Origin of the sequence: Micromonospora sp. NPDC127501 (assembly GCF_040302185.1) — a bacterium.
Classification (GTDB): Bacteria; Actinomycetota; Actinomycetes; order Mycobacteriales; family Micromonosporaceae; genus Micromonospora.
Window position 1 is genome coordinate 86,542 of the sequence record NZ_JBEORJ010000009.1, and the last position, 13,463, is coordinate 100,004.

Annotated in this window: 9 protein-coding genes; 2 read left to right on the forward strand and 7 right to left on the reverse strand. The window is 73.2% G+C overall.

Features of this window, described 5'->3' with window-relative positions; all coding sequences use genetic code 11:
* Positions 1–89 precede the first annotated feature (89 nt).
* From ABTW72_RS21025 to gltB, 3 genes are all read right to left on the reverse strand, one after another.
* Positions 90–587 (reverse strand): hypothetical protein, encoded by a 498-nt coding sequence (locus ABTW72_RS21025; protein WP_350861136.1) that lies wholly within the window; start codon positions 585–587, stop codon positions 90–92.
* Between the two features lie 198 nt (positions 588–785).
* The gene (locus ABTW72_RS21030) at positions 786–2,321 is read right to left on the reverse strand and encodes a glutamate synthase subunit beta (protein WP_350861138.1); all 1,536 of its coding nucleotides are present in this window, start codon (positions 2,319–2,321) and stop codon (positions 786–788) included.
* On the reverse strand, positions 2,314–7,017 hold the full coding sequence (gltB, locus tag ABTW72_RS21035) for a glutamate synthase large subunit (protein WP_350861140.1): 4,704 nt from the start codon (positions 7,015–7,017) through the stop codon (positions 2,314–2,316). The genes ABTW72_RS21030 and gltB overlap by 8 nt, the downstream gene beginning before the upstream one ends.
* A 143-nt stretch (positions 7,018–7,160) precedes the next feature.
* Here gltB and ABTW72_RS21040 point away from each other — a divergent pair, with 143 nt between their 5' ends.
* Positions 7,161–8,006, forward strand: a complete 846-nt coding sequence (locus ABTW72_RS21040) for a GNAT family N-acetyltransferase (RefSeq protein WP_112637715.1) — start codon at positions 7,161–7,163, stop codon at positions 8,004–8,006.
* Between the two features lie 37 nt (positions 8,007–8,043).
* Here ABTW72_RS21040 and ABTW72_RS21045 read toward each other — a convergent pair whose 3' ends face one another.
* A complete protein-coding gene (locus ABTW72_RS21045) occupies positions 8,044–9,231 on the reverse strand; it encodes an FAD-dependent oxidoreductase (RefSeq protein ID WP_350861142.1) in 1,188 nt (395 codons plus the stop codon).
* Between the two features lie 9 nt (positions 9,232–9,240).
* Positions 9,241–10,422 carry a prolipoprotein diacylglyceryl transferase gene (lgt, locus tag ABTW72_RS21050; RefSeq protein ID WP_350861144.1) on the reverse strand — a complete coding sequence of 394 codons (1,182 nt, stop codon included), beginning with the start codon at positions 10,420–10,422 and terminating at the stop codon, positions 9,241–9,243.
* 102 nt (positions 10,423–10,524) lie between these two features.
* On the opposite strand from lgt, the gene ABTW72_RS21055 reads away from it, so the two are divergent.
* Positions 10,525–11,175: an NUDIX hydrolase gene (locus ABTW72_RS21055; RefSeq protein ID WP_350861146.1), complete on the forward strand. Its 651-nt coding sequence runs from the start codon at positions 10,525–10,527 to the stop codon at positions 11,173–11,175.
* Positions 11,176–11,417: 242 nt separating this feature from the next.
* Here ABTW72_RS21055 and trpA read toward each other — a convergent pair whose 3' ends face one another.
* Positions 11,418–12,221 (reverse strand): tryptophan synthase subunit alpha, encoded by an 804-nt coding sequence (gene trpA, locus ABTW72_RS21060; protein WP_350861148.1) that lies wholly within the window; start codon positions 12,219–12,221, stop codon positions 11,418–11,420.
* Between the two features lies 1 nt (position 12,222).
* Positions 12,223–13,461, reverse strand: a complete 1,239-nt coding sequence (gene trpB / locus ABTW72_RS21065; RefSeq protein WP_112623480.1) for a tryptophan synthase subunit beta — start codon at positions 13,459–13,461, stop codon at positions 12,223–12,225.
* Positions 13,462–13,463 lie beyond the last annotated feature (2 nt).

Here is a 13,463-nt window from a genome sequence, read left to right on the forward strand (position 1 = left end):
CCCTGCATATCGGGCGAGGGCGCACCTTCTGCCCACCACAACTTCATGATCGACGGGGCCGGGCCGGAGCAGCCCGGCCGGCGGCAGGGTTACGGGGTTGAGGCTCCTGCCGCTTCGACGGCGCGGATGTGCCGGTACGCGAACCAGAGCGGTGGGAACGCCCCGACCGCGAAGGACAGGTCGACGACCGTCCAGAACCAGGGGATGTCCCGGATCGGGCCGCAGATCAGCGCCAGCGGGACGATGCCGGCGCAGGCGATCATGCCGACCTGCACCACCCAGACGTTGCGCACCGGGTCGCGCAGTGGCCCCCAGAAGGCCACCGCCAGCACTAGGTGGGCGAAGGCCAACCAGTCGGTGCCGTAGAGCAGGAACGGGTAGTCCTCGCCGGCCGTCACGAGCCCGGTGTGCACCCGCTCGATCCAGGCGACCAGCGCGGGCAGTTGGCCGGCGAGCGGATCCAGTACGCGCAGCAGCCAGCGCACCTCGATCTCCAGCGGAAACGCGGTGACACCACTCAGGAAGAGCCCGATCAGCACGATCCACAGCCATCGGCGGGTTCGCCGTAGCCGCTCCTCAATGTCCATGATCGCAGCGTAACGATGATCTTCACGTCGCCCTGTCCCGGAAGCGGGCCGCCGGGGGTGACCGCTGTCTCAGCGGTTCGGCAGCCGGCAAGTCCTGCCGGCTGAAACCTTTTTGCCCATATCTGCGAGCGGCTTCACCAGCGGGAATGGTCGGTCGGTGCGGCGGCGGACCTGCCGCACCGACCGGACGCCCGCACCTCAGCGAGCGGCGAGAGCCTGCGCGGCCGGACCCACCGGGGCCGGCAACGCACCGACACCGCCCAGATAGCCGTGGATGGCGGCGGCGACCGCCCGCCCCTCGGCGATGGCCCAGACGATCAACGAGGCGCCCCGGTGCATGTCACCGGCCACGAACACGCCGTCGGCGTCGGTCTGCCAGTCGTCGCGGGCGTCGACGGCGCCCCGAGGGTTGCGGGTCACGCCGAACTGGGCCAGCAACGGCTGCTGCTCGGTGCCCTCGAAACCGATCGCCAGCAGCACCAGATCGGCCGGCAACTCCCGCTCCGAGCCCGGCACCACGGTGACGACCCGCCGGCCGTCGCGCTTCTCCACCGTCACCTCGGCGATCCGCACCGCCCGCACCTGGCCGGTGCCGTCGTCCACGAACTCCTGCACCGCCACGGCGAAGACCCGCTCGCCACCCTCCTCGTGCGCCGGGTAGCTGCGCAGCACCCACGGCCAGGTCGGCCACGGGTCCCGTGCCTCGTCGCGCTCCTGCGGCGGCTGCGGGTACAGGTCGAGCTGGTGCACGCCCGCGGCGCCCTGGCGGTGCGCGACACCGAGACAGTCGGCCGCCGTGTCACCGCCACCGATGATCACCACGTGCTTGCCGGCCGCGTCGATCGGCGTGCCGTCCGGCAACACCGCCGGCGCCAGCCGACGCTCGGCGGTGGCCACCACGCCGGCCTGGTCGGTGGCCGCGGTAGCGACCGCGCGATTCGCCGCGACCAGGTGCGCCATCGCCTGGTGTACGCCCCGAAGCGCCCGCCCCGGGGTCTCCGGCGTGTCCCGGCCCTGCAACGCCCCACAGGCCAGCAGCACCGCGTCGTGCTCGGCGCGCAACTGCTCGGCGGTCACGTCCACCCCGACGTTCACGCCGGTGCGGAAGCGCACCCCCTCGGCGGTGAGCTGGGCCAGCCGGGCATCGATGTGCCGCTTCTCCAACTTGAAGTCGGGAATGCCGTACCGCAGCAGGCCACCGATCGCGTCGTCGCGTTCGTACACCGTCACCGCGTGACCGGCGCGGACCAGCTGCTGCGCGGCGGCGAGGCCGGCGGGCCCGGAGCCGACGACGGCGACCGACCGACCCGACGGCGCCGGCACCGGGCGGGGGGTGAACCCCCGGGCCGCGGCGGCGTCGGCGATCTCCACCTCGACCTGCTTGATGGTCACCGGTTGACCGCCGGAGATGCCGAGCACACAGGCCGCCTCGCAGGGCGCCGGGCAGAGCCGGCCGGTGAACTCCGGGAAGTTGTTGGTGGCGTGCAGCGACTCCACCGCGGCGTCCCAGTTGCCGGTACGCACCAGGTCGTTCCAGTCCGGGATGCGATTGCCCAGCGGGCAGCCGTCGTGGCAGAACGGGATGCCGCAGTCCATGCATCGGGTGGCCTGCTCACGGACCAGTTCCTCGCCGGCCGGCGGGTACACCTCCCGCCAGTCGCTGATCCGCACCGGCACCGGACGGCGGGCCGGCAGCCGCCGGTCGTAGCGCAGGAAACCGTTCGGGTCAGGCACGTGCCACCTCCTGGGCAGCCACCCGCGGGGCGGGCGGCACCGGCGCGGCGGGCGCGCTGAGCGCGCCCATCACCGCGTCGTCGACGTCGCGGCCGGCTGCTTCGGCGGCCCGCATGATCTCCAGCACCCGGCGGTAGTCGCGGGGTACCACCGCGGTGAACTCGGCCACCGCCTCCGGCCACCGCTTGAGCAGCTCCTCGGCGACCGCCGACCCGGTCTCGGCCACGTGCCGTTGGACCAGCTCGTGCAGGAGCGACTGCTCCTGCTCGCCCAGCGGCATCAGGTCGACCAGCTCCGCGTTGACCCGGGAACGGTCCAGCTGGTGCACGTACGCCGTGCCGCCGGACATGCCGGCCGCGAAGTTCCGGCCGGTCGCGCCCAGCACCACCACCGTGCCACCGGTCATGTACTCGCAGCCATGGTCGCCGACGCCCTCGACCACGGCGATCGCGCCAGAGTTGCGCACCGCGAACCGCTCGCCCACCCGGCCGCGCAGGAAGACCTCGCCCGCCGTGGCTCCGTACAGGATGGTGTTGCCGGCGATGATCTGATCCTCGGCCCGCTGCCCCGGCTCGGCGTCCGGGTCGAGGAACGGCGCGGCGGCGTCCGGACGGACGATGAGCCGACCTCCGGAGAGGCCCTTGCCCACGTAGTCGTTGGCGTCGCCGTGCAGGCGCAGGGTCACCCCGCGCGGCAGGAACGCGCCGAACGACTGCCCGGCCGTGCCGTGCAGCACGAACTCGATGGTGTCCTCGGGAAGGCCGGCGCCACCGAAGCGACGGGTCACCTCACCGCCGAGCATCGCGCCGACGCTGCGGTGCTCGTTGCGCACCGCCACCTCGACCCGCACCGGTGCCCCGTCCGCCAGAGCCGGACGGGCCAGCGCGATCAGCTCGTTGTCGAGCGCCTGCTCCAGGCCGTGATCCTGCGCGCGGACCCCGCGTCGGGCCGCTCCGGCGGGCAGCTCCGGCAGGTGCAGGACGGGCGCCAGGTCCAACCCGTGCGCCTTCCAGTGCGTCACCGCCGGGGCCACGTCCAGCACCTCGGACTGCCCGATCGCCTCCTCGATCGATCGGAAGCCCAACTCGGCCAGATAACCCCGGACCTCCTCGGCGAGGAAGAGGAAGAAGTTCTCCACGAACTCCGGCTTGCCGGTGAAGCGCTCCCGCAGCACCGGGTTCTGGGTGGCGATGCCGACCGGGCAGGTGTCCAGGTGGCAGACCCGCATCATCACGCAGCCCTCGACGATCAGCGGCGCGGTCGCGAAGCCGAACTCCTCCGCGCCGAGCAGCGCCGCGATCAGCACGTCCCGGCCGGTCTTGAGCTGGCCGTCGACCTGCACGGTGACCCGGTCGCGCAGCTTGTTGAGCAGCAGTGTCTGCTGCGCCTCGGCCAGCCCCAGCTCCCACGGGGTGCCGGCGTGCTTGAGCGAGTTCAGCGGGGAAGCGCCAGTGCCGCCGTCGTGGCCGGAGATCAGGATGACGTCCGCCTTGAGCTTGGCCACCCCGGCGGCGACGGTGCCGACGCCGACCTCGCTGACCAGTTTGACGTGCACCCGGGCCGCCGGGTTGACGCACTTCAGATCGTGCACCAGTTGGGCGAGGTCCTCGATGGAGTAGATGTCGTGGTGCGGCGGTGGGGAGATCAGACCCACGCCGGGGGTGGCGTGCCGGGTCCGGGCGATCCACGGCCAGACCTTGTTACCGGGCAGCTGACCACCCTCGCCCGGCTTGGCGCCCTGGGCCATCTTGATCTGGAGGTCGTCGGCGTTGACCAGGTACTCGCTGGTCACACCGAAGCGGCCGCTGGCGATCTGCTTGACCGCCGAACGTCGGGCCGGGTCGTGCAGCCGCTCGACGTCCTCGCCGCCCTCACCGGTGTTGGACTTCCCGCCGAGCCGGTTCATGGCGATGGCGAGCGTCTCGTGCGCCTCCGCAGAGATCGACCCGTACGACATGGCGCCGGTCGCGAACCGCTTGACGATCTCGGTGGCCGGCTCGACCTCCTCGATCGGCACCGCCGGACGGACCCCGGTGCGCAGTGTGAACAGCCCGCGCAGGGAGCCCGCCTGCGCGGCGAGCGCGTCGACCTTGGCGGTGTACTTCCGGAAGACGTCGTACTGCCGGCTGCGGGTGGCGTGCTGCAGCAGGAAGACCGTCTCCGGGTTGAACAGGTGCAGCTCACCCTCGCGGCGCCACTGGTACTCGCCACCGACCTCCAACCGGTCGGAGGTGGCGGTGCCGGCCGGCGGCCAGGCCAGCGCGTGCCGGGCGGCCACCTCGGTGTGCACGCCGGCGAGACCCACCCCGCCGATGCGGCTGGGGGTGCCCCGGAAGTAGCGCTCGACCAGCCGGCTGTCCAGGCCGACCGCCTCGAAGACCTGCGCGCCGCAGTACGAGGAGACCGTCGAGATGCCCATCTTGGACATGATCTTCAGGACGCCCTTGCCGAGCGCCTTCGCGTAGTTGCGCACCGCGGCGGCGGGCTCCACCCCGGCCAACATGCCGGTGGCGATCATGTCCTCGACCGACTCGAACGCCAGGTACGGGTTGACCGCCGCCGCGCCGTAGCCGATCAGCACCGCCGCGTGGTGCACCTCCCGGCAGTCCCCGGACTCGACGATCAGCGCCGCCCGCGTACGGGTCTGCTCGCGAACCAGGTGCTGGTGCACGGCGGCGGTGAGCAGCAGCGACGGGATCGGCGCCAGGTCGGCGTTGGAGTCCCGGTCGGAGAGGACCAGGATGCGCACGCCGTCCTCGATCGCCTCGGAGACGTGCCGGCAGATCTCGGTCAGCCGCGCCTTGATCCCGGCGGCGCCCTCCCGGATCCGGTACAGCCCGGAGACCCGGACCGCCTTGAAGCCGGGCAGGTCGCCGTCCTCGTCGATGGAGAGGATCTTCGCCAGCTCGTCGTTGTCGATGATCGGGTGCGGGAGCACGATCTGCCGGCAGCTCGCGGCACCCGGGTCGAGCAGGTTGCCCTCCGGCCCGATGGTCGACGCCAGGCTGGTCACCAACTCCTCGCGGATGGCGTCCAGCGGCGGGTTGGTGACCTGGGCGAAGAGCTGGTGGAAGTAGTCGTAGAGCAGCCGCGGCCGGGTGGACAGCGGCGCGATCGGGGTGTCCGTACCCATCGAGCCGAGCGGCTCCGCGCCGGTGCGGGCCATCGGCCCGAGCAGGATCTTCAGCTCTTCCACCGTGTAACCGAAGGTCTGCTGCCGGCGGCGCACCGAGTCGTGCGTGTAGACGGTGTGCTCGCGGGCCGGCAGGTCGTTCAGCTCGATCAGCCCGGCGTGCAGCCACTCGCCGTACGGCTGGGCGGCGGCCAACTCGGACTTGATCTCCTCGTCGTGCACGATCCGCCCGGCCACGGTGTCGACCAGGAACATCCGGCCCGGCTGGAGTCGCCCCTTGGCGACCACGTGGGCCGGGTCGAGGTCGAGGACGCCCGCCTCGGAGCCGAGCACCACGAGCCCGTCATCGGTCTGCCACCAGCGCCCCGGGCGCAGCCCGTTGCGGTCCAGCACCGCGCCGACGATCTCACCGTCGGTGAAGGCCACCGACGCCGGACCGTCCCACGGCTCCATCAGGCTGGCGTGGAAGCGGTAGAAGGCGCGCTTGGCCGGGTCCATCCCCGGGTCGTTCTCCCAGGCCTCGGGGATCATCATGAGCACCGCGTGCGGCAGGCTCCGCCCGGCCAGGTGCAGCAACTCCAGGACCTCGTCGAAGTTCGCCGAGTCGGAGGCGGCGGGGGTGCAGACCGGGAAGACCCGCCGGATGTTGCCCGGCACGTTCGGCGAGCGCAGGAGAGCCTCGCGGGCCTGCATCCAGTTGCGGTTGCCCCGGATCGTGTTGATCTCGCCGTTGTGGGCGATGAACCGGTACGGGTGCGCCAGCGGCCAGGACGGGAAGGTGTTGGTGGAGAAGCGGGAGTGAACCAGCGCGATGGCGCTGTCCACCCGCTCGTCGCGCAGGTCCGGGTAGAACGCCGGCAACTGGTCGGGCGTGAGCATGCCCTTGTAGACCATGGTGCGGCTGGACAGCGACGGGAAGTACGCTGGAACGCCGCGCTCGGCGGTCTCCCGTTCGGCCTGCTTGCGCAGGCAGAACGCCACCCGGTCCAGCTCGATGCCGCGCAGCGGGGAGCCGGCCGGCCCGCCGGGCGCGTCGGTGAGACGGTGCGCGGCCAGGAAGAGCTGCCGGACCCGGGGCATCGCCGCGAGGGCGGTCTCGCCCAGGTCACTCGGGTCGATCGGCACGTCCCGCCAGCCGAGCAGGTCGGCGCCCTCGACCAGGGCGTACTTCTCGACCACCCGGCGGGCACGCGCCTCGGCGGCATCGTCGTCGGGAAGGAAGACCAGCCCCGTGGCGTACTCGCCCGCCGGGGGAAGCGCGACGTCGGCCACCGCGCGCAGGAACGCGTCGGGCACCTGGATCATGATGCCGGCGCCGTCGCCGGTGTTCGGCTCCGCGCCACGGGCGCCCCGGTGGTCCAGCCGACAGAGCGCGCCGAGCCCATTGGCGACGACCGAGTGTGAACGCCGGCCGTGCAGGTCCGCCACGAAGGCCACGCCGCAGGCATCGTGCTCCTGCGCTGGGTCGTAGAGGCCCTGGGCGGACGGATGGGTGTGGGGCGTCGGGGACGCCTGCGGGCTGTGCGGGTGCGGCTGTTCTGTGTCCGCGTACGGCTGAGCCACCGGGCCTCCTGTCGTCACTCAGGTTGGATCATGGTGGGGACGACGTCGGCCCGGGGTCTATTGAGTCTACGTTAGGGCTGGGGTCGCACGGCCACCCGAGATTGATCACACCGTCCACTGGCTGGGACGTGTAGTCTCGCGCGGTGGATCCGCGACACAAGCACGTCTTCGACCGGTTGGAACGCTTCTACGACGCGGTGCCCCGCGACGTCGCCGGTGCGGAGGAGCATGGCGCGCTGGTGCTGTTCGTCCGCGAAGGTGCCGGCTGGCCGTTCTACGCCCGCCCCCGGATCGACGCCACCGAGCCGCCGTCGCTGGCCGACGTCGTCTCGGTCCGCGAGCGCCAGCGGAAGCTGGGCCTGCCAGAAGCCTTCGAGTGGGTGCACGAGACGACCCCGGAGTTGCTGGCGGTGGCCCGCTCGGCGGGACTCAGCGTGCTGGAGGCGCCGCTGATGGTGCTCGACCCGAGCGCGCTGCCCGACCCGGCGACGCTCTCCGACGCGGCGGTGCGGGTGCTGGCAGCTGACTCCCCCGGCTTCGCCGCCGATGTCGCCGCCCGGCGTGCGGTGGCAGCGGTGGCGTTCGCCGCCGCCGGCACCGCGCCCGGCGAGGCCGGCCCGGCTGAACGCGACGCCGCCGTCACCGAACTCGAACTGGCCGCTCTCGACGAGGAGCGCGTCCGGATCGCCGACGGGCGACGGATCTCCGCGCTGGCCGGCACGCCGACCGAGGGCGCGCTGGCCAGCGGCATGGCGATGCGGGTGGACGACGTCGCGGAGATCGCCGGGGTGGCCACCCTGCCGTCCGCCCGACGACGCGGGCTGGGCGCCGCGCTCACCGCCACCCTGGCCCGGGAACTGCTGGCGGCCGGCACCGAGCTGGTCTTCCTCTCCGCGGGCAGCGAGGAGATCGCGCGGGTCTACCTGCGGGTCGGCTTCCGCCGAATCGGCACCGCGTGCATCGCCGAACCCGCCGCGCTCATCCCCTGACCCGCCCCGCTCCCGCTGACCCGCCTCGCGGCGGAGGTCAGGCCGGTGGGCGCCACTGGGCGGCGGAGGCCGCGGCGCTGGAGAGCAGTCGGGAGTTGATCGTGCCCAGTGCGGCGTCCCGGGCGCGCAGCGCCAACCGGCCCCGGGTCTGGAGCACCGCCGACATCCGCCGGGTCTGCCGGACCACTGTCGCGGCCCGGGGGCGGCGCACCCTGTCGTACGCCTGGACGGCGTCGGGCAGCCGAGCCTCCCGCAGCAGCGACGCGAGCGTGGCGGCGTCCTCGAACGCGAGGCAGGCGCCTTGCCCGAGGTGCGGCGGCATGGCGTGCGCCGCGTCGCCGAGCAGCACCACCCCACCGGGCCCGACCGGAAAGCCGTACGCCCGGGGCAGCGGGCGCAGCTCGCGAACCTCCTGTTGGACCAGGTCGGCCGGGTCGGTGGCGTCGAGCAGCGCGCCGACCGGCGCGGGCCAGCCCGCGTACCAGCGGCGCAGCAGGGCGAGCTGGGTCTCCGGTGGTTCCGGGCGGGGCGCGCCGGCGGCGGTGGCCACCCAGTAGATGCCGCCCCGGCTGGACCCGCCCGAGGAGCCGCGCTCGCCCAGCGACGCGGCCACGAACCGGTAACCCGCGCCGAGAATCTCACCGGCCAGCGGCTGATCGTCGGGCAGTCGAGGTGCCTGGTACCAGGGGATGACGGCCCGCCAGGCGGCGCACCCGGAGCTGACCACCCGGGACTCGGGCGCGAGTTGGCGGCGGATGCCGCTGTCCGTGCCGTCGGCGGCCACCACCAGATCGGCCTCGATGGTGTGCCGCCCGTCGCTGACTCCCGGCCGCTCGCCGGGCTCGACGCGGACGTGGCGCACGGTCACCCCGGTCCGCAATTCGACCCGCTCGCCGAGGCCGGCGATCAGCGCGTCGTGCAGATCCTCCCGGTGCACCACCACCGGCATCCGGTCGGCCGGGATGGGCCGGGGCTGCACGAGCCAGTGCCCGTCCGGGCGACGAACCCCGCCGTCGGGCAGCGGGGTGGCGATGGCGGCCAGGCCGGCGCCGAGGCCGAGGGCCTGGAGCGCGCGGACGCCGTTGGGCCAGAGCACCACTGCGGTCGGCTCGGGGCGGACCCGTTCGGCGCGTTCCAACAGGGTGACCCGCCAGCCGGAACGAGCCAGCGCGCCGGCCACCGCGAGGCCACCGACCCCTGCGCCGACCACCACCGCGCTTCGCATCGGTGCCGCTCAGCTGTCCCGGTCGGCGGGACGCGCGCCCGTGGCGTCGGCCCGGTCGGTGCGAACGGCGGACGGTTCGTCCACCGGCTCGTCGTCGCTCGACGTGAGGTCGGCGGCTGCCGTGTCGTCGGACGGCTGGGCATCATCCGACCGGGAGTCGTCGTCGTTCGCCGGCGGTACGACGCCGGTGTCCTGCCAGGCGGCGTACTGCTCCTCGCTGACCACCCGGTAGCCCTCCGGCGCGGCGGCTCGCGTCGGGGTCTCCCGCTCGGAGAGGTCGACCTGGGACAGGTCGGACGTGGGGGGCGGGGTTGGCGTCGCCGCCGGGCCGAGCGGGATCAGGTAGTCCCGAGGGCCACGCACCCGTACGAAGTAGATCAGGGCGCCGAGGAAGACCAGGGCGGCGGTCCAGACGTTGAGCCGGACGCCGAGGATCTGGTTGGCCTCGTCGGTGCGCATCAGCTCGATCCAGAACCGCCCGACGGTGTAACCCATCACGTAGAGCGCGAACGCCCGGCCCCGGCCCAGCTTCAGCCGGCGGTCGAGGATCAGGACCAGAGCTACGACGCCGAGGTTCCACAGCGCCTCGTAGAGGAAGGTCGGCTGGTAGAGACCCGGTTCGAGGATCGGCTGCCCGGCGTCGTCGCGGAGGGCGTGCCCGGGGTTGTCCGGGTCCATCCGGTGGATCTCCAGACCCCACGGCAGGGTCGTCCGGCCACCGAAGAGCTCGTTGTTGAACCAGTTGCCGATCCGGCCGACGGCCTGGGCCAGCGGCAGCCCGGGGGCCAGCGCGTCGGCCACCACGCCGAACGGAATGCCGAGCTGTCGGGCCGCGATCCAGGCACCGAGCGCGCCACCGGCGACCGCGCCCCAGATGCCGAGACCGCCCTCCCAGATGGCGAACGCCTTCATCGGGTCCCCACCGGCCCCGAAGTACTTCTCGGGTGAGGTGACCACGTGGTAGATCCGGGCGCCGATGATGCCGGCGGGCACCGCCCAGACGGCAATGTCGAGCACGGCGCCGGGCGCGACGCCGCGCTGCCGCAGCCGGCGCTCCGTCACCCAGCAGGCCAGCACGATGCCGGCGATGATGCAGAGCGCGTAGGCCCGGATCGGCACCGGCCCGAGCTGCCAGACCGCGGTGCTGGGGCTGGGCAGGGCCGCCTGGGGGGAGAGCGAGGCGAGGGTCACGGGTGCACACGCTACCGCTGCACACCCCCGCAGCGGCACCCCGGGCCGCTGGAGGGCGCATCCCGGTGACTTCTGGTTTGCACCGCCGTAGGCTCTTTGTCCATGAGCGCGCTCACCTGGGTGGTCGCCGCGGTCGTCACCGACGACACCGGCCGGGTGCTGCTCTGCCAGCAGGGTCGGGGTGCCCGCCGCTACGCGTTGCCCGGCGGGCGGCTGCGCCCGGCCGAGGGCCCGGTGCGGGCGGCGCTGCGGGACATTCGCGCGGAGACCGGCTGGGACATCGAACTGATTGACCTGGTCGGTATCTACCAGGTGAGCGGCCCTTCGGGGGAGGCCGCGGCGGGACGCGCCGGCCCGCTTCCGGACGTCCTCGTACACGTGTTCCGGGCCCGCGCGGCCGGGGTCCGACCCGCCACCGACCCACCGCCGGGCTGCCGATTGTCCTGGCACTCCCCCGACGCGCTGCCCGAGGTGGTCACCCCGCTCACCCGGGCCGCCGTCACCGACGCGACCGCCGGCCGCTCCGGCGTGCTCCGCGACGTCGGCTGCGGGCCCGGCACCGTCGCCTCCGCGCCGCTGCCGGCGGCTCGCCCAGCCGAGGCCGACCGGCCGGCAGCCGACCAGGACGCGCGGCCCCCGCAGACCGGCCAGGACGAGCAGCGAACCGGGATCAGCCACGACGGGTGTCCGGGAGCGGGGCAGCCGCCGGAGCAACGCGGTGAGGCCCCGGACCGGTCACCCCTGCACCAGTGACAAGCCGCTACCGTCCCGAGGTCCGCCGCGTGCTCGCGGACAGCCTCGCCTGCCAGGCCACATCCGATTGAGCGGTATACCTGTGAGTCATATTTATGCCTCACAGGTATACCGCTGAACAGACAGACATGCCCCAGCGCTCCGGCCAGCCGGCCGCCGCGCCGGCACGAGCGCCGAGGGTTGAGCCGGGCCGGCCTCGGCGCGGCCGGGGCCCAGCGATGCCGGGCTCGGCGAGGCCGGGCTCAGCGGGTGGGGTTACGGACGCCCTCGGCGAGTTCGGCGCTGAGCGTGCGCAGGGCGGCCAGCCCGTCGGCCTCGGTGGGCGCGTCGAGCACACACCGGACCAGCGCGCTGCCCACGATCACCCCATCGGCGTAACCGGCGACGGTGCCGGCCTGCGCGCCGGTACCCACACCCAGGCCGACACCGATTGGCAGATCGGTGACCGCGCGGGCCCGGGAGACCAGCGTCGGGGCGGCGTCGGAGGTACGCGCCCGGGCACCGGTCACCCCCATCACGGCGGTCGCGTAGACGAAGCCGCGGCAGTGCTGCACCGTCATCGCCAGCCGAGCGTCGGTGGACGACGGCGAGACCAGGAACGTGCGGTCCAGCCCGTGCGCGTCCGAGGCGGCCAGCCACTCGTCGGCCTCGTCGGGGATGAGGTCCGGAGTGATCAGGCCGGTGCCGCCGGCGGAGGCCAGGTCACGGGCGAAGACGTCCACGCCGTACCGCTCGACCGGGTTCCAGTAGGTCATGGTGACCACCGGAGCGCCGGTGGCCGCCACCGCCTCGATGACGCGCATCGTGTCCGCGGTCCGTACGCCCCCGGCCAGCGCGATGTCACTGGCCCGCTGGATCACCGGCCCGTCCATCACCGGGTCGGAGTAGGGGATCTCCACCTCGATCACGTCCACGCCGGCCTCGACCATGGCGGTCATCGCGGCGATGCTGCCCTCGACGGTGGGGAAACCGGCCGGCATGCAGCCGACCAGCAGCGCCCGTCCGTCGGCGCGGGCCTTGTCGAAGGCCACCCCGATCCGGCTCATCTCACCGCTCCTTGTCGAGGATGCCGAAGTAGTCGCCGGCGGTGTGCACGTCCTTGTCGCCCCGCCCGGAGAGGTTGACCACGATGGTGGGCTCCCGGCCCAGCTCCGCCGCGAGCTTCGGAGCCAGCGCGACCGTGCCGGCGAGCGCATGTGCGCTCTCGATCGCCGGGATGATGCCCTCGGTACGGCAGAGCAGCTCGAACGCCGCCATCGCCTCGTCGTCGGTGACCGGCAGGTAGTTCGCCCGGCCGGTGTCGTGCAGCCACGCGTGCTCGGGCCCGACGCCCGGGTAGTCCAGGCCGGCGGAGATCGAGTGCGACTCGAGGGTCTGCCCGTCAGCGTCCTGGAGCACGAAGGTGCGGGTGCCGTGCAGCACCCCGGCGGACCCGCCGGTGATGCTCGCCGCATGCCGGCCGGTGGACACCCCGTCGCCACCGGCTTCGAAGCCGTACAGCCGCACGGCCTCGTCGCCCACGAAGGCGTGGAAGATGCCCAGCGCGTTGGAGCCGCCGCCGACGCAGGCGGTGACGGCGTCCGGCAACCCACCGGTGAGATCCAGGCACTGCTGACGGGCCTCATCACCGATGCCCCGGACGAAGTCGCGCACCATCGCCGGGAACGGGTGCGGGCCCGCGGCGGTGCCGATCAGGTAGTGCGTCTCGTCGACGTTGGCCACCCAGTCGCGCATCGCCTCGTTCATCGCGTCCTTGAGAGTGCGCGAGCCGTTGGTGACCGGAACGACGGTCGCGCCGAGCATCCGCATCCGGGCCACGTTGAGCGCCTGCCGCTCGGTGTCGACCTGGCCCATGTAGACCACGCACTCCAGGTCGAACAGGGCGGCGGCGGTCGCGGTGGCGACACCGTGCTGGCCGGCGCCGGTCTCCGCGATCACCCGGGTCTTGCCCATCCGCTTGGTGAGCAGCGCCTGGCCGAGCACGTTGCGCACCTTGTGCGCACCCGTGTGGTTGAGGTCCTCGCGCTTGAGCAGCACCCGCGCGCCGACCTTCGCGGAGAACCGCCGGGCCTCGTAGAGCAGCGAAGGCGTGCCGGCGTAGTCGCGCAACAGCGCGCCGAACTCCGCCCGGAAGGACTCGTCCGCCATCGCCGTACGCCACGCCCCGTCGAGCTCGTCCAGCGCGGCCACCAGGGCCTCGGGAACAAACCGACCGCCGAAGCGGCCGAAGTGGCCGGCGGAGTCGGGCTGCGGGCCGGCCACCGGGGCCAGCGCGTCGGCGCTCATCG

Bases quoted from the DNA above. Each gene is read 5' to 3' on its own strand.
- ABTW72_RS21025 (WP_350861136.1), bottom strand. From the start codon at position 587: ATGGACATTGAGGAGCGGCTACGGCGAACCCGCCGATGGCTGTGGATC.
- ABTW72_RS21045 (WP_350861142.1), bottom strand. From the start codon at position 9,231: ATGCGAAGCGCGGTGGTGGTCGGCGCAGGGGTCGGTGGCCTCGCGGTG.
- ABTW72_RS21055 (WP_350861146.1), top strand. From the start codon at position 10,525: ATGAGCGCGCTCACCTGGGTGGTCGCCGCGGTCGTCACCGACGACACC.
- trpA (WP_350861148.1), bottom strand. From the start codon at position 12,221: ATGAGCCGGATCGGGGTGGCCTTCGACAAGGCCCGCGCCGACGGACGG.
- trpB (WP_112623480.1), bottom strand. From the start codon at position 13,461: ATGAGCGCCGACGCGCTGGCCCCGGTGGCCGGCCCGCAGCCCGACTCC.